A 20,363-nucleotide genomic window follows, 5' to 3' on the forward strand; every position below is an offset into this window, starting at 1 on the left:
GAAGCCGCACCGTCGGGACTATTCCCTCAACTGCTTTACCGCTGCCGGGGCTGTCAGCGCGGCGAGCAGCGCCGCCGTCTCCCGCAACACGGCGTCGCGCAGGTGGACATGCGGCTCGGCGACCCGCCACCGGGGAATCCAGCGGTGCAGTCGGGTCAGCACGTCGACCGCGCCCTGGTGGGTGAATCGCCCCGCCCAGACCAGCGACTGGACGCGCCGCGCTGCCTCGCTGAACTGGGAGCCTTTCGGGCAGTTCGGGTTCAGCGCGGACGGATGGGCCAGCCAGCGGAGAACGATGTCGTCGAGGCGTGCCCCGGCGATCCCGCAGCGCAGCGGGTGACGCCGGCAGAGCGCCTGGATCAGGCCGTCCAGTTGACCGTGCCCGTTCACCTCCGCCGTGTCGTGCTCGACGGCGTCCAGGTAGCCCTCCACCGAGCGCAGTAGCCGACCGGTCAAGCTCGGATAACGGTCGATGCCTGTAGCGATGCCGGTCAGGCGCCAGGGGATGTCGACATCCTCCGGGTGCGTGGCGGCCCACTGCAACACCACGTCCGCAGTGGTCTCGGTCAGGGCTTTCTGCCGGGTGATGTGCTTGCTCACGAAGTCGACGTGTGGCGTCGACCGGTGCTGGTCCGCCCAGCGGTCGATCAGCGGCGACAGCCACTGCGGCAGGTCGGTCAGCTTCCTTCTGGCCAGCAATGGCGGCAGGACGAATCCGGCACCGACCGTGTCGCCGTACTCCTGAAGCCAGGCCAGCGCGATGTCCACGGCCCGATCCATCACATCCGCAGGCACGTCGTTTCGATCGAGCAGCGGTGGTAGGACGTACTGGGCTTGGGTGAGGGTGCCGTGTTGGTCGAGCCAGCGCAGGGCGTGCTGGATGGCGGGTGGTGCGTCGTGGGGTGTCAGGTCGTGTCGGCTGAGCAGCGGTGGTAGGACGTACTGGGCTTGGGTGAGGGTGCCGTGTTGGTCGAGCCAGCGCAGGGCGTGCTGGATGGCGGGTGGTGCGTCGTCGGGTGTCAGGTCGCGTCGGCTGAGCAGCGGCGGTAGGACGAACCCGGCACCGATCGTGTCGCCGTGCTGTTGAAGCCAGGTCAGGGCGGTGTCCACGGCACGAGGTACGGCGTCTGCTGATAGGTCGTGTCGGCTGAGGAGCGGGGATAGGACGTACTGGGCTTGGGCGAGGGTGCCGTGTTGGTCGAGCCAGCGCAGGGCGTGCTGGATGGCGGGTGGTGCGTCGTGGGGTGTCAGGTCGTGTCGGCTGAGCAGCGGTGGTAGGACGAACTGGGCTTGGGTGAGGGTGCCGTGTTCATCGAGCCAGCACAGGGCGGCTTCGATACCTTGGCGGGCATCCTCCGGGCGCAGGTCGGCACGGCTCAGCAAGGTCGCGATGACGAAGCTTGCCTCCAACGCCGTTCGATGCAGCGCCAGCCAGACGGTCGCCACGTCGATCAGGTGGGCGGCCTGCGGCGTGGCGACGGTGCGCAGTCCCTTGTAGAGGATGTGGCGCGCCGGCAGTGATTTTCCGTGCTCGGTCAGCCAGGGTTCCCCGAGTTGCGGCCAGTGTTGGAACAGCGCTTGCGCCCATGCGGAGTTGTCCAGCACCGAGCCGAGGGCGTAGGCGCCCACGTCACGCTGGCTGGCCAGCAGCAGGCCGGCCGCGTCCGCGTTGGCGGCCAACCAGGCCGTGCAATGCCCGGCGAGCGGCCCGTCGCGTTGCTGGAGGGCCATGTCCCGCAGCAGCCGGTCCAGGTTCATGGCGTACCGGCCGATGGTGCGGGCACTGGTCAGGCACGCGTCGAGGATCCGGTCGGCGACCTTGGTACGGACCGTGTCGAGGCCTGCCCGCACGGTGGTGTGCTCCAGCAACTGGTCGACCACGATGTCGTGCACCGGCGCCAGGCCGTCCGGCGTGTGGATCATCCAGCCCATCGCGAGCAGGACGTCGAGCAGGTGCTCGGCGCGCGACTCGTCGCTCTGCTCGACCCGGCCGCCGCAGGCGACCAGGGCGGGACGCGGCTGGGGAGTGGCGGCGGCCATCGCCGCGTAGACCTGTAGCCGCACGTCGGGGTCGCGCGCGTCGTCCAGCCGCTCGGCGTGATGCAGCAGGTCGTCCTCGTTGAGCCGGCGGACCAACCAGTCCAGGAGGTTCTCCGGCCGCAGGTCGCCGATCGCCGTCGACAGCCGCCCCCGATCCGCCTGTGCCTCGGCCGCAGCGGCGATCAGGGTGGCGATGACCGGTCGTCGGCCGCACAACCGCGACAGCCGCTCCTCGCCGAGGATCGTTCGCGCCCGGGGGGCCAGCGCGGTGACGACCTGGTGCCGGATCCGGTCGAGGTGCTCGTCGTCGGGTCGCAACTCGACAGGTTTGAACACCTCGGTGAGTGGGGTGTTGTCCTTCTGGTGGAACCAGCCGGGCCGGGCCGATCCGAGCAGGGCCAGCCGGATGCCACGGGCGCGCGCGGCCGGCAGCAGTCGGTGCCGGATCGCCGGGTAGTCCAGGGCGCTGAGGTTCAGGTAGTCGATGATGATCAGCAGGCGTTCGTCGGCGCAGCCGGTCACCACCTCGATCAGCTGCTCGGTGGTGACCAACGGTTCGCCGGGGCGTACGTGCAGCACCCGCCAACCCGCGTCGACCGCGCGGCCGGCGACCTCCAGGCAGGTGCGGGTCTTGCCGATTCCGGCCTGACCGACCAGGAGCAGGCCGGATTGGCCGGCCTGCTCGTCGAGGCGTTTCAGCAGCCGTACGGGATGGGTGGCGGCGTCGCTGTCGGCGGGCGACACGTACGGCAGTCGGTCGCCGCGCAGGTTGTCGGCCAGCTCGGTCAACGCCTCCGCGTGCTCGACGATTCCGGTCGGCAGCAGCTGCGGTGGTTCCCGTTCGACCTGGTCAAGCGAGGTGCCGACCAGGCCGGCGAAGGCGGGGTCGGTGAGCAGCCGGGTGATGCGTACCGCGTCCAGCCGGCCAGGACCGTACCGGGACGGCACCGCCACCATGACACCCAGCAGGAGTTGCCGATCGCCCGCGGTCAGCAGCGGGGCACCCGAGTAACCGCTGTGCGGGTGCGGCTCCAACACCGGCGTGCCGGTGTCGTCGCGTACCACCGCACCGGTGTCGTCGCGCTGTGGCTGCGGCGGCTGCGGCGCGATCCTGGTGGAGTCCAGGGCGTACCGGTGGTCCTCGAAGCCGAGGCTGGGCATGACCTGCCCGGGCAGCTCGTCGAGGTGGCGTCCGTCGCGCGTGACCCGGACCCAGGGATAACCGACGGTGAGACAGGGCACCGGCCGATGTCCGCGCAACTCGCCGTAGCGGATGCGAGTCTGCTCGCGGGACCAGAGCGGCACGTCCATCCGGATCAGGGCCGCGTCGGCGTCGAGGTCGTCGCCGCGCCAGATCACCGCCGCCCGGTGTTCCGGCTCGGTGGGGCTGTCGCTGCGGGATACCCAGGTCGGCTCCCCGCGGGCACCCACGACGTGACCTGCGGTGAGCACCAGGTCCTCCCCGACGGCGTACCCGGAGCCGAGCAGCCTGCCGCGCACCTTCACCACCTGTTGGACGTGCGGCTCCAGTCCCGTCACGAGAGGTGGCCGGCGCAGGTGTGACGGTTGTCGTCGCTGTTGGTGCCGTCGGGGCAGATCGTGTTCCGCCAGACGACCCCGCCGATCGAAGCGCCGGTCAGGTCCGCGCCGGTCAGGTCGGCGTTGGTGAAGTCGGCGTGGTCGAGCTTGGCGTCGCGCAGATCGGCGTCCCGCAGGTACGCGTCGACGAAACGGGCGTTGCGCAGGTCGGCGGTCGGCTGGACGGCCGGCGGGTTGGCGGCCCAGGCGAAGGCCACGATGCCGATGGCGGCGACGGCGGTGGCCAGCATTAATTTACGCAAGGCGTGGCGGAACTGGTTCTTCAGCGCCTCGTGGGTGGCGGTGTCCTCGATCGCGGTGATCCGTTCGTCGAGGTCGGCGATCCCGGCCGCCAACTGCGTCCGTACGTCGTCAGCGGTCGACGGCTCGCGCTGCGCGGCGATCAGTTCCTCGCGGGCGGTGATGATGTCGGCCGGCGTGGAGAAGCCCTGGAGGTACTTGGGGTTGCGCCGGAAGTGCTCCACGACCGTGGTCAACTCGGATCGCCGTTGCGTCCACGCCGCGTCCAGGTCGCTGACCAGCACCAGCTTCGGGAGCAGAATCTGCACGGCGGTCCAGATGGTGTAGACCACAGTGGAGAGCCCGGCAGCCGCACCGGTTACCGCGACCCACAGCCGGGCGCGGTCGACGGAGTCGGGTACGCCGAGCGGAAGTTCGCCGATGCTGGACAGTTGGCTGCCGGCCAGCATTGCCGCACCCACCGCGGCGGCGCTGGCCACCAGCCACTTCGCCGCGTCACGGATGCGGTCGTTGCCGCGTTCCAGGGCGTCGGTGCCGCCGGTGGCCTCCCCCTCAGTGATCATCACGTTCGATGTCCACACCGGGCTTCGGGCGGACGATCGGCGGCAGTTGGGCGCTGCCGATCCAGTTCGGGTCGAGACCCACCTCGGTCTCGTCCGCGCCACGGGTTATCCGGTCGGCGTTTCCGGGCTCGATGTCGTGGGGTTGTCGGTGCCGCGGAACGGGAGAGTGCCGTGGCTGCCGCCATGGATAGAGCGTCAATCGAATGCGATGTGCATGGGTGTTTTCGACAGGCGCAAGATGCCACGTGACGCCGCTGCCATTCTCCCGGGTGACCAGGTGCAGTTCCACGTCGACGCTGTCTTCGGCAGCGCCGGATGTCGATCGCTGCAGATCCCGGATCAGCGCGGACAGTGCGGTGGGCAGGGAAATGTCCGGCACCAGGCCTCCAACATGGACTTCGACTGGCAACTGCTTGCAACTGAACGTTAACCGACCGGACGAGGCGCCGAATCCACCGGTAGGTGTATCGGCGGTGGCCTTACGAAGGGCATCGAATCGACGAGTCGGTAATGCGACTTTCCTGGGACGGCTCGGGGCGATTCTGCTAGCCATTGACGACTCGGCCGGCGAGCGGATGTTGACAAGAGGCCGACGGGCTCAACGACCGGCGCGGCCGAGCGCACGTGCCGGCGGGTGGGGTGGTGCCTGTCCGCTCCGGGGTGACCGGCAGCGGCGAGGGTCCGTCGGCCACGGCGGTGCCGGAGGCCACCCCCGGCTCCCTGATCGGCGGGCGCTCATGCTGGTCGTGGCGGTTTCCGGGGCGGGGTGTGCGGCCGCGGCAGACCCGGTGTCGCAGGTAACAGTTTGAAAACTTCGCCCACGGTCTTGACATGGAGGGGCCTTCAGTAAGAACTTTTACCACTAACAGTTAACAGTCTTTTCCGAAAGGCGTCCCATGGTTGATCACGAGGCGGACACCTCCGCGGGCACCGCGGTGGCCGACGTCGATGGGGTTGACCGCCGGGGCGCACTGGGCGTTGCCTCCGACGGGACACTGGCCCGGGTCCGCACCGGTGCCGCCGAACTGACCGGCGCGCTGCGGCGGGTCGCCGAGCACGTGCTCAGCGACCCGGAGGCGGCGGCCCGCGCCACCATCGTGGAACTGGCCGAACGCAGCGGCACCTCGCCGGCCACGGTCACCCGGTTCTGCCGCGCAATGGGCTTCGACGGCTACGCCGACCTGCGTCTGGGTATCGCCGCCGAGACCGGTCGGGCACGCTCGGCCGGCTGGACCGTTGACATCGGCCGAGAGATCCAGCCCGGCGACCCGCTGGAGCGGGTACTGGAGCAGATCATGGCCGCCGACACCCGGGCCATGCATGACACCGCCGCGCTGCTCGACCTGACCGAGGTCGAGCGGGCCGCCGTCGCCATCGCTGGTGCCGAGCGGGTGAACATCTTCGGTGCCAGCGGCAGCGCGCTCGTCGGCGAGGAGATGCAGTTCAGCCTGCACCGCATCGGCGTGGCCGCGTGGGCCTGGAACGACGTGCACTCCGGGCTGGCCGCTGCCGCGCTGCTGCGTCCCGGCGACGTGGCGTTGGGCATCTCGCACAGCGGCCAGACCCGCGAGGCCATCGAGATGCTCGCCGAGGGCGGCAGCCGAGGTGCCACCACCATCGCGCTTACCGGATTCCGCCGGTCGCCGCTGGCCGAGTTGGCCGACATCGTGCTGCTCACCGCCAGCCAGGCCACCACGTTCCGGCCGGACGCGCTGTCGGCCCGGCATCCTCAACTTGTCGTCCTCGACCTGCTCTACATCGCGGTCGCCCAGCGCACCCACGACCGCGCCCACGCGGCCTTCCGGCGTACCGCCCAGGCCGTGGACGGGCACAAGGCAGCGAGGGAGGCCAGCGCATGATCAGCGCCCAGGGGTACGCCGACGCCGTCCGGCCAGTCCTCGACCGGCTGGTCGAGCGGGGTGCCGAGTCGCTGGGCCGGGCCGCCGACCTGATCGCCGCCAGCCTGCGTGACGGTGGGGTGTTGCAGGCGTTCGGCGCCGGACACTCGGAAGCCTTCGCCGCCGAACTGGTCGCCCGGGCCGGCGGGCTGGTACCCACCAACCGGATCTCCCTGCACGACCTGGTGCTGCACGGCGGTGTCTCGCATCAGGTGCTTGCCGACCCGAAGCTGGAACGTGACCCGGCCGTCGCGCATCAGCTCTACGCGATCGCCGCACCCCAGCCGCAGGACGTCTTCGTGGTGGCGTCCCAGTCCGGCATCAACGGTTCGGTGGTCGAACTGGCGCTGCTGGCCACCGAACGCGGTCACCCGCTGATCGCGGTCACCTCGGTCGAGCACACCGGACGGGTGGCCCCGCGGCACCCGTCCGGCCGGCGGCTCGTCGATCTCGCCGACGTCGTGCTGGACAACGGCGCGCCGTACGGCGACGCACTGCTGCCGCTCGAGGGCGGCGGCGCGGTCTGTGCGGTCTCCTCGGTCACCTCGGCGCTGCTGGCGCAGCTGCTGACCGCGGAGGTCGTACGACGGTTCCACCAGGCCGGAGAGGCACCCCCTATCTACCTCTCCGCCAACGTCCCCGGTGGGGACGAGCACAACCTCGCCCTCGAGTCGCGGTACGCCGGGCGACTCCGGCGCACCGCCTGACCCGACATCACAAGGAGAGTCACACGATGTCCGTTACCCCCGATCTCGACCGCCGGACCCTGCTGCGCCGCGCGGCGGCCGCGGGCCTCCTGGTGACCCCGGCCGCCGGTCTGCTCAGCGCCTGCGCCGGCAGCACGCCGAGCCAGAACGACGACAGCGCCGGGGAGAAGAGCAACGACAACCCCTTCGGCGTGCAGGACGGCAGCGCCGTGAAGGTGGTCATCTTCAACGGTGGGTTGGGTGACGCCTGGGCCAAGGAGGACCAGGCGATCTTCAACGCCAAGTACCCCAACGTCACCGTCAACATGAGCTCCACCCAGAAGATCAAGACCGAAGAGCAGCCGAAGATGGCGACGCAGCCCAGCGACGTCGTCATGAACTCCGGCGCCGACATGATGGACATCAGCACCCTGGTCAACGAGGGTGCCATCGAGCCGCTGGACGACCTGCTGGCCGCCCCGGCCTGGGACAGCGAGGGTACGGTGGCCGACACGCTGCTGCCGGGCACCGTCGGTGACGGCACCTACCAGGGCAAGTTCTTCGTGGTGAACGTGGCCTACACGGTCTGGGGCAACTGGTACAACTCGGTGCTCTTCGACAAGGAGGGCTGGACGCCGCCGAAGACCTTCGACGACTTCTTCGCCCTCGCCCCGAAGATCAAGGCCAAGGGCATGGCCCCGTACGTGTACGACGCCGTGCACGGCTACTACCCGCGCTGGGCGCTGATGGCGACGGTCTGGAAGTCCGCCGGCAAGCAGGCCGTCATCGACATCGACAACCTCAAGGAGAACGCCTGGCGGGCCGAGGGCGTCCTGCCGGCGCTGGAGGCGTGGGAGAAGCTGGTCAAGGACAAGCTGCTGCTGCCCGGCAAGCTCGACCACACCCAGTCGCAGCAGGCGTGGCTCGACGGCAAGGCGGCCTTCATCCAGGTCGGCACCTGGCTGAAGAACGAGATGGCGGCGACCATCCCGCCGGGCTTCGAGATGAAGATCTCCGACTACTGGGGCCTGGGCGCCACCGACAAGGCGCCGAACGACGTCTACGCCGGTGCCGGCGAGGGCATCGTCGTCCCGGCCAAGGCGCCGAACAAGGCCGCCGCCAAGGAGTTCCTGCGCGCGGTGCTGTCCAAGGCCGGTTCGGCGAAGTTCGCCGAGCTGACCAAGTCCCTGGCCTCCACCAAGGGCTCCGGCGACAACGTCCAGGACGCCGCCCTCGCCAGCGCCAACGAGCTGATGAAGAACGCCAGCTCGGACCTGATCTCGATCAAGCTCTGGAACTTCTACGCCGACCTGGACAAGGAGAGCCAGAACCTCTCCGCCGAGTTGATGGCCGGCCGGTTGACCGCCGCGCAGTTCGTCGACAAGATGCAGGCCGCCGCCGACAAGGTCGCCCAGGACTCGTCGATCACCAAGCAGACCCGCGACGCCTGATCCGAACGGAAAGAGTGAGTCCCATGCGGCACGGTGTTGCGCGTTTCGTCACGGGTTTCCTGGCCCTGCCGGTCGGGCTGTACCTCTTCTACGTGGTGTGGCCCTTCCTCCAGGCGGCCGGGTACTCGCTGACCGACTGGGGAGGTTACTCCGACAGGCAGCAGTTCGTCGGGCTGGACAACTACCTCCGGCTCTTCTCCGACGAGCTGATCAGGAAGGCGTTCTGGCACAACGTCTTCTTCCTGATCACCGTGCCGCTGTTCACCATCGCGCTGGCCCTGTTCCTCGCGTTCCTGCTCAACGTGGGCGGACGCGAGGACAAGGCCGGCATCCGGGGAGTGTTCGGCTCCGGCCTCTACAAGGTGATCTTCTTCTTCCCGCAGGTGCTGTCCCTGGTCGTCATCGCGGTGATGTGGCAGCAGATCTACCGCGCTGACGGCCAGGGCCTGATCAACGGCATGCTGATGAGGATCGGGCTGGTCAGCGAGGACGACCCGATCACCTTCATGTACGACCCGGAGCCCTTCCTCGGCGTACCGGCGGTGCTGTGGTGGCTGTTGCTGATCGCGGTCTGGAGCGGCGCCGGCTTCTACATGGTGCTCTTCTCCGCGGCCATGCAGTCCATCCCGAAGGACGTCTACGAGGCGGCCATCCTGGACGGTGCCGGCCGGTTCCACACCTTCTTCCGGATCACCCTGCCGCTGCTGCGGGACACCGTCTCGGTGGCCTGGGTCTATTTGGGCTTCATCGCCCTGGACATGTACGCCCTGGTGTTCGTCATGACGCCCAGCCAGGGTGGCCCGAACCACGCCAGTGAGATCTTCGCGTCGGTGCTGAACTTCACCGCCTTCCAGAAGGGTCAGTTCGGTTACGCCTGCGCGATGGGCGTGGCACTGGCGATCTTCACGATCCTGCTGGCCGCTCTCCAGCTGAGGATCACCCGTCGTGAGCGGATCGAGTACTGAGGAGACCTGGACGATGAGCACGGTGACCCATACTCCGGGTGGCCTGGCCGGCCCCGACCAGACTCCACCACCGGCCGGTACGCCGGCACAGCGCGCCGCCGTCGGCGGCGGCCGGGCCGGAGCGCGCTTCTTCAACGGCTTCTCACACCTGTTCCTCGCCGTATGGGCGATCATGGTGGTCTACCCGCTGCTGTGGGTGGTGATGTCGGCGCTCAAGACCGACTCGGAGGTCATCCGCAAGCCGCTGTCGCTGATCCCCGAGCAGTTGCAGTGGGGCAACTTCGCCCGGGCCTGGACCGAGGGGCACATCGGGTCGTTCTTCCTCAACACCATCCTGGTGCTGACCGGCAGCGTCTTCCTCACCATGCTGCTCGGCTCGATGGCCGCCTACGTGCTCGCCCGCTACGAGTTCCCCGGCAACCGGCTGATCTACTACATGTTCCTGTCCGGGCTGACCCTGCCGATCTACCTCGCTGCGGTGCCGCTGTTCAAGGGCGTCTACAACACCGGCGTGGTGCTGCCGTTCCTCGGCCCGAACAGCCACGTCATGCTGATCCTGGTCTACGTTGCCTGGTCGCTGTCGTTCACCGTCTTCTTCATGCACTCGTTCTTCCGTACCCTGCCCAACGCCATCGCCGAGGCGGGCATGGTCGACGGCGCGTCGCACAGCCGGTTGTTCTTCAGCGTCATGTTGCCGATGGCCAAACCGGGCCTGATCAGCATCGGCATCTTCAACGTCCTCGGCCAGTGGAACCAGTGGTACCTGCCGACCCTGCTCATGCAGTCGGTGGCCGGGGAGCCGAAGAACCAGGTCATCTCCCAGGGCCTGATCGAACTGTCGGTCAACCAGGGCTACCGCTCCGACTGGTCCGGCCTGTTCGCCGGGGTCACCATGGCGATGCTGCCGGTGCTCATCGTCTACATCGTCTTCCAGCGTCAGGTGCAGTCCGGCCTCACCGCCGGCGTCAGCAAGTAACCGCCGCCGCGCAGGGCGTGCTCGGTCCGGGAAACCAACGGCCTCCACCCGAGTCCGACCGGTCCCGGACCGAGCGCGCGCCACCTCAGTCGAGGATGATCCCCAACTGGTCGCGCAGGGCCGCCTGCCCGGCGGCGGTGTGGCGTACGGCGCGGCCGGACCCGATGCGCACCACCCACCCGTGGCCGAGAAACCGCTCGCACAGTTTCGCGCCAACCAGTCCGCCGAGGTGCTCCCGGCGTTCGGTCCAGTCGAGGCAGCCCCGGACCAGCGGCCGGCGGCCCGACCGGGGCCGCGCCGGATCCCAGCCGAGCAGGTCGATCAGCCAGGACCGGCCGGCCGGGGTGAGCGCGAAGCCGCCGCCGTTGTCCAGCAGCCCTCGCCCGATCATCGCATCGGTCACCGCCACACCGAGCCGTCCGGCCAAGTGGTCGTAGCAGGTACGGCCCCGGCGCAGGGCCGCGCTGGCGGTGGCCGCCCGCAGACCACCGGTCCGGGCGGGAGGCGGTTCGAACCGGGCCGACAGGTCCTCCAGCAGTTGCGCCACCGAGGGGTCGGCGAGCTGCACGTACCGGTGCCGGCCCTGGCGACGCTGAACGAGCAGGCCACCCTCGACGAGGCGGTGCAGGTGCCCGGTGGCGGTGGAGGGCGCGACACCCGCGTACGCGGCGAGTTCGCTCGCGGTCCACGCCCGGCCGTCGAGCAGCGCGAGGCAGATCCCCGCACGGGTCTCGTCGGCCAGCAGCGCCGCGAGCCCGGCAAGGTCGGCAGCGGAGGTCACCTACCCATTGTCGGGTACGACAGTTCGGTGCTCACCGAAGGATCGTGGTCGTAGCCTTCGCCGCATGCTGGAGATACGCGGCCGCGCGGCCGCCCTCGCGGTGCTGACCGACCCGACGTTCGTCGTGCCGCCCGTCCCACCCGCGTCCACCGGCGTCGCCTGGCTGCGCGCCACGGTGGGCCGGTTCAGTTCCGGCATCGAGTACGAGCGCCGGCGCGGCTTGTCCGTCGCGATCCTGGACGCGATCCCGCTGGAGCCGCTACGCCATGCCGGTGACTCCCACCCGGTGGCGGTCCTGGCCCCTCGGCTGGGAGTCACCCGTCCCGTGGTGCAGTTGATCCGCGACGTGGCGCAGGCGTACCAGCCCGGCACCGGTGACGAGTCGCGGGCCGACACCGCCATGCATCGGTTGGTGGCGCTCTTCGGCGGCACATTCGACGAGCCGACCTCCGCCCGCATCGGCCTGCTCGTCCAGGCCTGCGAGGCAACGGCCGTCCTGATCGACCGGACCCGGCACCGTCACGTCGACGAGGTGCTGCGTGACGATCCGCCGGTGCCGGCGACCAGACGGCAGGCGACGGTCACCGCCACCGTGGCCGGTATGACCGTCGAGGCCGGTGAGGTCGTGCGGGTGCCCCTGGCCGGTGATCTGGCGTTCGGTGCGGGACCTCGACGCTGCCCCGGCCGCGCCCACGCTCTCGCGTTGGTGGCCGGAGCACGCGGATGAGCGGCGGCTTCGCAGCGCTGCACCGTGTCGACGACCCGCTGGTTCTGCCGAACGTCTGGGACCTCGCGTCGGCCCGGTTCCTGGTCGAGGCCGGGTTCGCCGCGCTCGGTACCACAAGCCTCGGCGTCGCGGCCGTCAACGGCCTGCCCGACGGCGCGGCCGTCACCGGGGCCGCGACCGTGTCGCTCATCCGCCGGCTGGCGGCGCTGCCGGTACACCTCACCGCCGACATCGAGACCGGATCGGTCGCCGCGGCGGTCGCGGTGGCCGAGGCCGGCGCGGTGGGCGTCAACCTGGAGGACGCCATGGGTCCGGCGCCGGAGCACGCGGCACTGATCCGGTCGGTGAAGCGGGAGGTGCCGGGGCTGTTCGTCAATGCCCGTACCGACACGCACTGGCAGCGTCCCGGTGACCTGACGGAGGCGGTCGACCGGGTTCGACGCTACGCCGACGCCGGCGCCGACGGCGTCTTCGTCCCCGGTCTGGCCGAGCCCGCCGACATCGCGGCGGTGGTGGCCGCCGTCGACGTACCGGTAAACATCCTGTTCCTACCGGCCCGGCACACCGTGACCACCCTGGCGGAACTGGGTGTGCGGCGGATCAGCACCGGCTCACTGCTGTTCCGGGCGGCCCTGGCTGCCGTCGTGGACACCGCGAGAGCGGTACGCGAGGGGCGCGCCGTACGCCCCGACCTCCCGTCGTACGCCCAGGTGAACGTCGGGCCCGGCGAGCGCGCCGCCGGGGACGTCCCCTGACGGTGCCGGTCGGCGGTCGCGTCATGCCTGCGATGTCGGCGAGACGAGAAGTCGTCGCACGGATAGGCGCGCCAAACCGCGTTGCTGCCGACATCCCGATGGAACCAGTCCGCGGGTGGGTCAGCTCACGGCGCCCGTGGCCGGCCACGGGCGCCTGAAGCTCATCACTAACCTGCGGGTATGGGCGTCGATGAGCGGCTGCGGCGAATCCGGGGCTGGCTGTGGGTCGTGGTGGTGGGCCTGTTTCTGAGCGGTGTCACCGCGTTTCCTCTGGAGATCGAGGTGGGCTGGCTGCTGCGGGCGGCCGACCCGCTCGCCGAGCAGTTCCCGGCCCTGGTCGGCTGGATCGAGCGGGTCCACGTCGGACTTGTCGAGACCGGGGACCGGTACCCGTTCATGCGGTACGGGACCGACTGGCTCGCCTACGCCCACCTGGTGCTGGCCGTGGCGTTCTGGGGACCGCTGCGTGACCCGGTGCGCAACGTCTGGGTGGTCCAGCTTGGCATGATCGCCTGTGTCGGGATCGTGCCGCTGGCGCTGATCTGCGGGCCGCTGCGGGAGATCCCGTGGTTCTGGACGGTGGTGGACCTGTCTTTCGCCGTCGGGGCGTTCCCGCCGTTGTGGTTCGCGTACCGGCACATCCGGGCGATCGAGTCGCAGCGGGCCGAACCGGCAGGATCGACCCGCTCGTCGACCCAAGAGACCGCCGGGCCAGCCCGTCCGTGACAGTGGTCCGCTCAGGACGTGGCCGTTGCGCCGGCGGCGAGGCGGTGGGCGGGTTGGAACAGCTCGATCAGGTTGCCGGCCGGGTCGGCGAGCAGGATCTGGCGTCCGCCCGGGCCGCTGACCACTTCGCTGCGGAACGACACTCCGGCGTCGCGTAGTCGATCGATCTCGCCATCCAGGTCGCCGACGACGAGGTGGATGCGGTTGTGGCCGGCGGTGGCGACGTCGGTGGGGGTGGCGCGGGCACCGGAGCTGGCCGGCCCGGACAACAGCAGCCGGAGCGGGCCGCGCACCACGTCGGCGAAGGCGGGGGCGGCGCTGGTGTGCAGGGCGAACCCGAGATGCGTGGTGTAGAACTCGACGGCGGCGCTCACGTCGTCGACGAGGTATCGGACGCTTGCGTACTGGGGGTCTGTCATAGCCGGATCTCCTTCGCGGACCGGGCTGCGGTGAGCACGGGTAGTAGATGTCGGACGCGGATGTCGATGTCGATCGCCACGCGGTGGAAGGCGGGATAGTCGGCGGTCGTCGCGGGATCGGGGATGCTCCAGTGGACCCGTCGGGGTTCGTGGGGCAGGTCGGGGCAGACCTCGCGGGCCTTGTCGCACATGGTGATCACGTAGTCGTACCGGCGGCGGGCGACCGTGTCGAGGTGCCGGGGCCGCTGCCCGGCGACGTCGACACCGAAGCTGTCGCGCAGTACGCGTACCGCGTGCGGATGCAGGCCCGACCTGGGCCGGGTGCCGGCACTGACCACCCTGACCTCGCCGCCGGAGCGGCGGAGCAGCAACGCCTCGGCGATCGGTGAGCGGGCGCTGTTGCCGGTGCACACGAAAAGCACGCTCAGCTTCCGCGATCGCCGCCGATCCACCGGGGGAGGCGTTGTCGTGGCGAGCAGCGCGGGATGCAGGGCCCTGCCGGCCTCGGCCAGCGCCAGGGCGCAGGAGTCCAGATCGAGGTGGTAGTAGCTGTCCCGGCCGTCGAAGCTGCTGCGGGAGGCGCTGACCAGCCCGCCGTCGCGCAGCAACCGAAGGTGGTAGGAGACCAGATTCTGCGGCTCACCGACAAGCGCCACCAACTCCCGGACGCGGAGATCGCCGGTCGCCAGCTCGGTCAACAGCTGCCAGCGCAGCGGATGTGCGGCCAGGTGCAGGAATGACGGAGTGGTACGACCCGATGACGCCACGACTGGATATTACATCAAATCCACTTGATGGGTTGGTTGACCTGCCGGTTTCGGCATCGCTACCTGGTCGTGGCCGGGTTCTTCCAGACCGGGCCGCGCAGAGCGAAGTCGATGGTGGCAGCCACGGTGGCAGCGCGTTCCGTGCCGTACTCCCGCTCGGTCAGCCACAGGCCCAGATCGATGCCGGCGCTCAACGCGCCCGCGGTGACCCGGTCGCCGTCGTCGACTACCCGCTCCTCGATCACGTGCACGCCGTAGGCGCGCAACTCGTCGTACGCGTGGCGATTCGTCGTGGCGTTGCGCCCGGTGAGCAGACCGGCCGCCCCGAGCAGCATCGCGCCCGTGCACACCGACGCCATCCACCTTGCGGAACCGGCGACCTCAGCCAATCTCCTGGGCAGCACGCCGGCCTGAGCCTGCGCCCAGGAGCCCTGCTCGGCCCGGTTCAGCCAACCCCCGCCGACCACGATCACTCCGTCCGGGCGATCCAACACACCGGGAACGTTCAGCTGGACGCCCCGCATGCTGCGAACCGGACCCGGCCCCTCCGCGACCACCAGATCAACCTCGAACCCGGCACTGGACAGCACCTCGAACGGGCCGAAGGCATCGAGTTCGTCAAAGCCGTCGAATACAACGATCTCTACTCTCACCCGTACAGCCTCGCGACCGCCGCCGGGACGGGCCAGTGGCATGCTTGCCATCGTGCGTGAGGAACCGGCCATTCACCGCGTTGCTGTACTGGCTCTCCCTCCGGTCGTGGCGTTCGACGCGGCCATCGCCACGCAGGTCTTCGGCCACGAAGGTCTCGGCAGGTACGAGGCTGTCCTCTGCTCGCTGCGGGCCGGGCCGGTGCCGACCACCACACCCGGGTTCGGTATCACCGTCGCCGCGGGCCTCGAAGCGGTCGCCACCGCCGACACCGTCATCGTGCCCGGGTTCCGGCGCGGGCCAGCGCCGGTGGCCGCGCTCGACGCCCTACGCAGCGCGCACCAGCGCGGAGCCCGGATCGCCGCCATCTGTAGCGGCGCCTTCGCGCTGGCCCAGGCCGGTCTGCTCGACGGCCGTCGCGCCACCACACACTGGGTCCACGCCGCTGCACTCGCCAAGGAACATCCCACCGTGCGGGTCGACCCGGCGGTCCTCTACGTCGATGAGGGCACCGTACTGACCAGCGCCGGCCTCGCCGCCGGCCTCGACCTGTGCCTGTACCTGATCGGTCTCGACCACGGCCAGCAGGCGGCCATCCAGCGGGCCCGGCACATGGTCACACCGCTGCACCGCGCCGGAGGGCAGGCCCAGTACACCGTGCCGAGCGCCGTGGTGGTGGGGGAGCGGCTCACCGGCGTGACGGACTGGGCACTGGCCAACCTGCACCGGCCCATCACGGTGGCCGACCTCGCGCGGCAGGCGATGCAGTCCACCCGAACGCTCAGTCGCGCCTTCGCCAGGGAGCTGGGCACGAGCCCGCGCGCCTGGCTGATCGCGGCCCGGCTACGCCGGGCCTGTGCCCTGCTCGAAAACGGTGACCTGACCGTCGAGGAGATCGCTCGACGCAGTGGCCTGGGCAGCGCCGCCAACCTCCGGCTTCAGTTCCGTCGGGCGTACGCCACCACTCCGCTCGCCTACCGGGCTGCGTTCCAGCAGCGCTGACCGGTTGTGGACGCGTGCGTCCGATGGTCGAATGCGGCTCATGACGGCAGCCTGCCGAGAGTCCTCGCTGCTCTTTCACGCCGCCGACGGCAGCGAACTGCCCTTGCTGATCTTCGAGCCGGGCGCCGGCAAACCACCCCGTGCCGGCATCGTGCTGTTCCATGGCGGCGCCCTCCGCGAGGGATCGCCTGACGGGCTCGCCCCGCACTGCCGACAATTGGCGTCGCGCGGGATCCTCGCCGGTTCAGCCGGGTATCGGCTGCTCGGCCGCGGCGCGGTCAGCATCGACGACTGCATCGCTGATGTTCGGTGGGCGATCGACCAGTTCGCCCGGGTGGCCGCGGTGCGCGGGCTCGAAGCGTCGCACCTGGCCTCGGGCGGCAGCTCAGCCGGGGCTCACCTCGCGGCTGTCGCGGCGATGACCCCACCCGCCACCACCGCGGCACCGACGGCCGGTACGGCGGCCCTGGTGGCCCTCAACCCGGCGGGATCGAATCTGCGCTCCTTCGAGCCGGCCGCGCAGCGCCGCCTCGAACGGCAGGTCGGCATCGCACCGGGCAGACTGATCGAGTATTCACTTGTCGAACTCGTGCGGCCGGGGAACCCACCGATGCAGATCCACCACGGCACCCGCGACGAGGTCGAGCCGATCGACTCGGTGCGGCAATTTCGGGACGCGATGGTGCGCTCCGGCAACGAGTGCGTGCTCATTGAGTACGAACAGGCCCGCCACGGATTCCACTACCCCGACGACAGCAGGCACTTCGACGACGTGCTCGATGCCACGGCGCTGTTCCTCCTCGACCGGCTCGCGACGAGGTGACCGGGCAATGTCCCGATTGTCGAAGCCCTGACCGGGGCATCCCACCCCCTCCCTGACGGTTCACCAGTGACAACGCGTCATACGTCTACCGCCGCCCGGCACGCCCTCGGAATGGCATTGTGTTGTCCATGAACAGAAAGCAGGTCGCCGACTGGATCGCTGCCTACGAGCAGGTGTGGCGGACGCCGGGTACGCAGGCGTTGGTCACGCTCTTCACCGAGGATGCAAGTTATCAGCAGGGGCCGTACTGGACGCCCGTCGTCGGCCTGCCGGCCATCGCCGAGATGTGGGACCAGCAGCGCAAAGGCCCCGACGAGGTGTTCCAGATGACCACGGAGATCGTCGCGGTCGACGGCGACACCGCGGTGTCGCGCCAGGAGGTCCGCTACGGCGACCCGGTCGACCAGGAGTACCGCGACCTTTGGATCATGCGATTCGCGGACGACGGACGTTGTCGGTCGTTCGAGGAGTGGCCGTTCTGGCCGGGACAGCAGCCGGCTGCCTGATCGAAGCGGCCGGCCGTAGGCACGGTCAGGTGTCGGATGCGGCGGGCGGGCTCAGGTGGCGGTCGCGGCGATGGCCGCGTACCGGCGGTCCGGGCGGTCCGGGAACTGCTGTTGCAGGCGCTGAAGCTCGGTGAAGCCGGCCCGCGTCAGGCGAGCGGAGAACTCGTCGACTGGCCAGCGGTACGCGGTGAGAACCTTGTGGTCGAACTCGGCCACCTCGTCTTCGCTGTCGAAGAAGCCGATCACCAACCGCCCGGACGGGGTCAGCATCCGGCGGAACTCGGCGAGCACGTGGTCCAGTTCCGGTGGTGGCAGGTGGATCGTCGAGTACCAGGAGAGGACGCCGGCCACCGAGTGGTCGGGGACGTCCAGTTCGGTCATCGAGCCGAGCCGGAACGCCGGCCCGGGGAAGTTCGCTCGGGCGTGGTCGATGAACTCGGGGACCAGATCGATGCCGGTCACCTTGACGCCGAGCGAATGCAGGTAGGCGGTCCAGTGGCCGGGACCGCAACCGAGATCGAGCACCGCGCCGTCCAGACCCGCGAGATGGTCCCGGATGAGAGCCGTGTCGTCCGCGTGGGCCTGCCCGCCGCCATCGAAGAGTGCGATGTACTGCGCCGACATTGACGAATAGGCATCGCGTACCGGCTGGTTGCTCACCGTGGCACTGTAGACCCGGGCCGGGGCGTCGGGCGGTTACCCCGCCCAGCCGCGCTGCCGGGCGAGGTGAGCAGCCACGTCGACGACGACCGCAGCGGCCGGCGACAGCGCATCGCGTCGCCACACCAGCTCCAGGTCTGGTGCCGGGAGGTCGTCGGTGAGGGTGAGGACGACGCCGTCGACCGTGGGCAGCGCGGCAAGCGACCGGGGTACCAGCGAGAATCCGGTGTCCTCGGCGATGCCCACGCGACGCCAGCCGAGTTGCTGGCAGTCCCGAGCGGCGAACTGCACGTCCGCGCGGGCGCAGGCGGTGAAGACGGCAGCGCGGTAGCCGGGCGTCAGGTGTTCGGGCGGCAGGTTGAGCGGGCCGATCCGCAGGTCGCCCAGTGTCGCGGTCGGACGCCCGGCAAGCGGGTGCCGGGGACCGACGACGGCGACCAGCGGCTCCCGTCGTACCGTCTGCCGGGCGAGGTCCGACTGAGCAGCCGCGCCCCGCGACAGCACCAGATCGAAGCGGCCGGCGCGCAACCCGGCGTCGAGTTCGGTCGGCCATGCCTCGCCCGTGCGAACGGTGATGTCCGGATGCATCGCCCGCAGCGCGTCCAGCAGTTGCGGCACCACCTCGTGTGCGGCGCTGGCGACCGTTCCGATGCGCACCGTGCCGGCGCGGCCCTGCCCGGCCGCCCGCGTCGCCCGGACCATCGCGTCCGCGTCGCTGAGCACCTGACGCGCAGACGCCACGAAAGCCGTCCCGGCCTCGGTCAGGCGGGTCGGGCGGCGGGTGAACAGTGGTACGCCGAGCTGCCGCTCCAGGTCGCGGATCTGTCGACTCAGCGGTGGCTGCGCCATGTGCAGACGCTGCGCGGCCCGCTCGAAACTGCCCTCCTCGGCGACCACCACGACGTACCGCATGAGGCGTAGATCCACCGACATACCGCGAAGGTACCCGCCCATACCTCATGGATCTTGTCGGTGACTCACCACCGAGGCCACGCTCGATGCGACAAGCCTGATCGGAAGGAAACGTGCGAAACATGCGACGACTGCTCGCGATTCTGATCGTCCCGGTGCTCGGCGTGCTCGGCGCCGTACCTGCGCCGGCGTCAGCGTCTGTGCCGACCTCGGCTTTCGGTGCCCCCGGCCCGCGACCGGACAGTTACGTTCTGGCCGGCGACGACGCCTACCCCGAGGGCATCGCCCGAGACCCCCGGAGTCCGTACTTCTACGTCAGCAGCCTGACCGACGGGCGTATCTACCGCGGTGACGTCCGCTCCCCGCGAACCACGGTGTGGCTGCCCGGCAACGCCGCCGACGGCCGGACCACCGCCGGCGGGATGAAGGTCGACCATCGCGGCCGGCTCATCGTCGCTGGCGGAGGAACCGGGTACGTGTGGGTGTACGACACGCGCACCGGCGCGCTCCTGCACCGCTTTGCCACTGCCGCACCGAATTCCATGCTGAACGACGTAGCGCTGACCGCCAACGGCGACGTCTACGTCACCGACTCGTTCCAGCCGACCCTCTACCGGATTCCTGCGGCGGACCTGCGCGGTGGCACGGGCACCACCAGGCCGCTACCCACCTTCCTCGACCTGCGCGGCACCGGCATCGAGTGGAACGCCGGGTTCAACCTCAACGGCCTGGTGGCCACCCACGACCAACGCCACCTCATCGTCGCCGACTACAACGACGGCGCGCTGCACCGCATCGACCTGCGGCGGCGCACGGTCCGGGCGATCGACCTGGGCGGCGCCACGGTGCACGGCGACGGCCTGCTCGTACGTGGCCGCACGCTCTACGTGGTCAGCAACATCGACGGGAACGGCAACACCGTCAACGTGCTGCGGCTCAATCGCCGCGCTGACCAGGCAAGGCTGCTCGGGCGACTGACCGACCCCGCGCTGCACGGCCCGTCGACGGCGGCGTTCGACGGTCACGACCTCCTGGTGGTCAACTTCCAGTACGGGGCGGAGAATCCAGTCCTGCCGTACACGGTGGTGCGGCTCGGTGCGGGACTTGCCTGGCCTCCCGTATCCGGGGGACGGACGGCGTCCGACGACCGGCTGTCCTGAACGGTCTCCCGTCTCCCACGACCTGTGGGTGACCGGGGCCGACACCCCTGCTACGG

21 protein-coding genes are annotated in these 20,363 nt (G+C 69.9%); 12 read left to right on the forward strand and 9 right to left on the reverse strand.

Translation table 11 applies throughout. From position 1 onward, the window contains the following. Nucleotides 1-18: 18 nt before the first annotated feature. From O7624_RS25735 to O7624_RS25745, 3 genes are read right to left on the reverse strand one after another with little or no spacing between them, the layout of a single operon-like run. Entirely contained in the window at nt 19-3,579 is a 3,561-nt protein-coding gene (locus O7624_RS25735) for a trypsin-like peptidase domain-containing protein (protein WP_282237569.1), read from the reverse strand. Continuing rightward, nucleotides 3,576-4,442 carry a pentapeptide repeat-containing protein gene (locus tag O7624_RS25740; RefSeq protein WP_282237570.1) on the reverse strand — a complete coding sequence of 289 codons (867 nt, stop codon included), beginning with the start codon at nt 4,440-4,442 and terminating at the stop codon, nt 3,576-3,578. Before O7624_RS25740 ends, O7624_RS25735 begins: the two co-directional genes overlap by 4 nt. Beyond that, on the reverse strand, nt 4,432-4,821 hold the full coding sequence (locus O7624_RS25745; protein ID WP_093407332.1) for a hypothetical protein: 390 nt from the start codon (nt 4,819-4,821) through the stop codon (nt 4,432-4,434). The genes O7624_RS25740 and O7624_RS25745 overlap by 11 nt, the downstream gene beginning before the upstream one ends. A 517-nt stretch (nt 4,822-5,338) precedes the next feature. On the opposite strand from O7624_RS25745, the gene O7624_RS25750 reads away from it, so the two are divergent. The 5 genes from O7624_RS25750 to O7624_RS25770 are packed head-to-tail and all read left to right on the forward strand — an operon-like array spanning nt 5,339 to nt 10,418. Further along, the gene (locus tag O7624_RS25750; protein ID WP_093407330.1) at nt 5,339-6,301 is read left to right on the forward strand and encodes a MurR/RpiR family transcriptional regulator; all 963 of its coding nucleotides are present in this window, start codon (nt 5,339-5,341) and stop codon (nt 6,299-6,301) included. Further along, nucleotides 6,298-7,047 (forward strand): SIS domain-containing protein, encoded by a 750-nt coding sequence (locus O7624_RS25755; protein WP_282237571.1) that lies wholly within the window; start codon nt 6,298-6,300, stop codon nt 7,045-7,047. Before O7624_RS25750 ends, O7624_RS25755 begins: the two co-directional genes overlap by 4 nt. A gap of 26 nt (nt 7,048-7,073) precedes the next feature. After that, on the forward strand, nt 7,074-8,477 hold the full coding sequence (gene ngcE, locus O7624_RS25760) for an N-acetylglucosamine/diacetylchitobiose ABC transporter substrate-binding protein (RefSeq protein WP_093407325.1): 1,404 nt from the start codon (nt 7,074-7,076) through the stop codon (nt 8,475-8,477). Between the two features lie 23 nt (nt 8,478-8,500). Next, nucleotides 8,501-9,442, forward strand: coding sequence for a sugar ABC transporter permease (locus O7624_RS25765; RefSeq protein WP_282237572.1), 942 nt, complete (start codon nt 8,501-8,503; stop codon nt 9,440-9,442). Nucleotides 9,443-9,455: 13 nt separating this feature from the next. After that, entirely contained in the window at nt 9,456-10,418 is a 963-nt protein-coding gene (locus O7624_RS25770; protein ID WP_282240764.1) for a carbohydrate ABC transporter permease, read from the forward strand. A gap of 85 nt (nt 10,419-10,503) precedes the next feature. Here O7624_RS25770 and O7624_RS25775 read toward each other — a convergent pair whose 3' ends face one another. After that, nucleotides 10,504-11,199, reverse strand: coding sequence for a helix-turn-helix domain-containing protein (locus O7624_RS25775; protein WP_282237573.1), 696 nt, complete (start codon nt 11,197-11,199; stop codon nt 10,504-10,506). A 64-nt stretch (nt 11,200-11,263) separates the two neighbouring features. Here O7624_RS25775 and O7624_RS25780 point away from each other — a divergent pair, with 64 nt between their 5' ends. From O7624_RS25780 to O7624_RS25790, 3 genes are all read left to right on the forward strand, one after another. After that, nucleotides 11,264-11,926 carry a hypothetical protein gene (locus O7624_RS25780; RefSeq protein ID WP_282237574.1) on the forward strand — a complete coding sequence of 221 codons (663 nt, stop codon included), beginning with the start codon at nt 11,264-11,266 and terminating at the stop codon, nt 11,924-11,926. After that, nucleotides 11,923-12,681 (forward strand): isocitrate lyase/phosphoenolpyruvate mutase family protein, encoded by a 759-nt coding sequence (locus O7624_RS25785; RefSeq protein WP_282237575.1) that lies wholly within the window; start codon nt 11,923-11,925, stop codon nt 12,679-12,681. The genes O7624_RS25780 and O7624_RS25785 overlap by 4 nt, the downstream gene beginning before the upstream one ends. A gap of 180 nt (nt 12,682-12,861) precedes the next feature. Further along, nucleotides 12,862-13,407 carry a hypothetical protein gene (locus O7624_RS25790; RefSeq protein WP_282237576.1) on the forward strand — a complete coding sequence of 182 codons (546 nt, stop codon included), beginning with the start codon at nt 12,862-12,864 and terminating at the stop codon, nt 13,405-13,407. Nucleotides 13,408-13,418: 11 nt separating this feature from the next. Here O7624_RS25790 and O7624_RS25795 read toward each other — a convergent pair whose 3' ends face one another. The 3 genes from O7624_RS25795 to O7624_RS25805 are packed head-to-tail and all read right to left on the reverse strand — an operon-like array spanning nt 13,419 to nt 15,246. Then, nucleotides 13,419-13,826 (reverse strand): VOC family protein, encoded by a 408-nt coding sequence (locus O7624_RS25795; RefSeq protein WP_282237577.1) that lies wholly within the window; start codon nt 13,824-13,826, stop codon nt 13,419-13,421. Continuing rightward, nucleotides 13,823-14,593: an ArsR family transcriptional regulator gene (locus O7624_RS25800; protein ID WP_282237578.1), complete on the reverse strand. Its 771-nt coding sequence runs from the start codon at nt 14,591-14,593 to the stop codon at nt 13,823-13,825. Before O7624_RS25800 ends, O7624_RS25795 begins: the two co-directional genes overlap by 4 nt. Nucleotides 14,594-14,652: 59 nt before the next feature. After that, the gene (locus O7624_RS25805) at nt 14,653-15,246 is read right to left on the reverse strand and encodes a DJ-1/PfpI family protein (RefSeq protein ID WP_093407628.1); all 594 of its coding nucleotides are present in this window, start codon (nt 15,244-15,246) and stop codon (nt 14,653-14,655) included. A 40-nt stretch (nt 15,247-15,286) separates the two neighbouring features. On the opposite strand from O7624_RS25805, the gene O7624_RS25810 reads away from it, so the two are divergent. The 3 genes from O7624_RS25810 to O7624_RS25820 all read left to right on the forward strand — a co-directional run bounded on the left by O7624_RS25810 (nt 15,287) and on the right by O7624_RS25820 (nt 17,575). Then, nucleotides 15,287-16,246 (forward strand): helix-turn-helix domain-containing protein, encoded by a 960-nt coding sequence (locus tag O7624_RS25810; protein ID WP_282237579.1) that lies wholly within the window; start codon nt 15,287-15,289, stop codon nt 16,244-16,246. A 40-nt stretch (nt 16,247-16,286) separates the two neighbouring features. After that, nucleotides 16,287-17,069, forward strand: coding sequence for an alpha/beta hydrolase fold domain-containing protein (locus O7624_RS25815; RefSeq protein WP_282237580.1), 783 nt, complete (start codon nt 16,287-16,289; stop codon nt 17,067-17,069). Nucleotides 17,070-17,197: 128 nt separating this feature from the next. After that, nucleotides 17,198-17,575, forward strand: a complete 378-nt coding sequence (locus O7624_RS25820) for a nuclear transport factor 2 family protein (RefSeq protein WP_282237581.1) — start codon at nt 17,198-17,200, stop codon at nt 17,573-17,575. A gap of 51 nt (nt 17,576-17,626) precedes the next feature. Here the strand turns inward: O7624_RS25820 and O7624_RS25825 are convergent, their stop codons facing one another. Next, complete coding sequence (locus O7624_RS25825; protein WP_282237582.1) at nt 17,627-18,235, reverse strand: class I SAM-dependent methyltransferase; 609 nt, start codon at nt 18,233-18,235, stop codon at nt 17,627-17,629. 36 nt (nt 18,236-18,271) lie between these two features. Continuing rightward, entirely contained in the window at nt 18,272-19,168 is an 897-nt protein-coding gene (locus O7624_RS25830; protein WP_282237583.1) for a LysR substrate-binding domain-containing protein, read from the reverse strand. Between the two features lie 101 nt (nt 19,169-19,269). Here O7624_RS25830 and O7624_RS25835 point away from each other — a divergent pair, with 101 nt between their 5' ends. After that, nucleotides 19,270-20,307 (forward strand): hypothetical protein, encoded by a 1,038-nt coding sequence (locus tag O7624_RS25835; protein WP_282237584.1) that lies wholly within the window; start codon nt 19,270-19,272, stop codon nt 20,305-20,307. Nucleotides 20,308-20,363: the final 56 nt, after the last annotated feature.

The organism is Verrucosispora sp. WMMD1129 (assembly GCF_029581255.1).
Classification (GTDB): domain Bacteria; phylum Actinomycetota; class Actinomycetes; order Mycobacteriales; family Micromonosporaceae; genus Micromonospora; species Micromonospora sediminimaris.

Coding starts and splice junctions, on each gene's coding strand:
- O7624_RS25740 (WP_282237570.1), bottom strand. CDS start 4,442: ATGATCACTGAGGGGGAGGCCACCGGCGGCACCGACGCCCTGGAACGC.
- O7624_RS25750 (WP_093407330.1), top strand. CDS start 5,339: ATGGTTGATCACGAGGCGGACACCTCCGCGGGCACCGCGGTGGCCGAC.
- O7624_RS25755 (WP_282237571.1), top strand. CDS start 6,298: ATGATCAGCGCCCAGGGGTACGCCGACGCCGTCCGGCCAGTCCTCGAC.
- ngcE (WP_093407325.1), top strand. CDS start 7,074: ATGTCCGTTACCCCCGATCTCGACCGCCGGACCCTGCTGCGCCGCGCG.
- O7624_RS25765 (WP_282237572.1), top strand. CDS start 8,501: ATGCGGCACGGTGTTGCGCGTTTCGTCACGGGTTTCCTGGCCCTGCCG.
- O7624_RS25770 (WP_282240764.1), top strand. CDS start 9,456: ATGAGCACGGTGACCCATACTCCGGGTGGCCTGGCCGGCCCCGACCAG.
- O7624_RS25780 (WP_282237574.1), top strand. CDS start 11,264: ATGCTGGAGATACGCGGCCGCGCGGCCGCCCTCGCGGTGCTGACCGAC.
- O7624_RS25785 (WP_282237575.1), top strand. CDS start 11,923: ATGAGCGGCGGCTTCGCAGCGCTGCACCGTGTCGACGACCCGCTGGTT.
- O7624_RS25790 (WP_282237576.1), top strand. CDS start 12,862: ATGGGCGTCGATGAGCGGCTGCGGCGAATCCGGGGCTGGCTGTGGGTC.
- O7624_RS25795 (WP_282237577.1), bottom strand. CDS start 13,826: ATGACAGACCCCCAGTACGCAAGCGTCCGATACCTCGTCGACGACGTG.
- O7624_RS25810 (WP_282237579.1), top strand. CDS start 15,287: ATGCTTGCCATCGTGCGTGAGGAACCGGCCATTCACCGCGTTGCTGTA.
- O7624_RS25815 (WP_282237580.1), top strand. CDS start 16,287: ATGACGGCAGCCTGCCGAGAGTCCTCGCTGCTCTTTCACGCCGCCGAC.
- O7624_RS25820 (WP_282237581.1), top strand. CDS start 17,198: ATGAACAGAAAGCAGGTCGCCGACTGGATCGCTGCCTACGAGCAGGTG.
- O7624_RS25830 (WP_282237583.1), bottom strand. CDS start 19,168: ATGTCGGTGGATCTACGCCTCATGCGGTACGTCGTGGTGGTCGCCGAG.
- O7624_RS25835 (WP_282237584.1), top strand. CDS start 19,270: ATGCGACGACTGCTCGCGATTCTGATCGTCCCGGTGCTCGGCGTGCTC.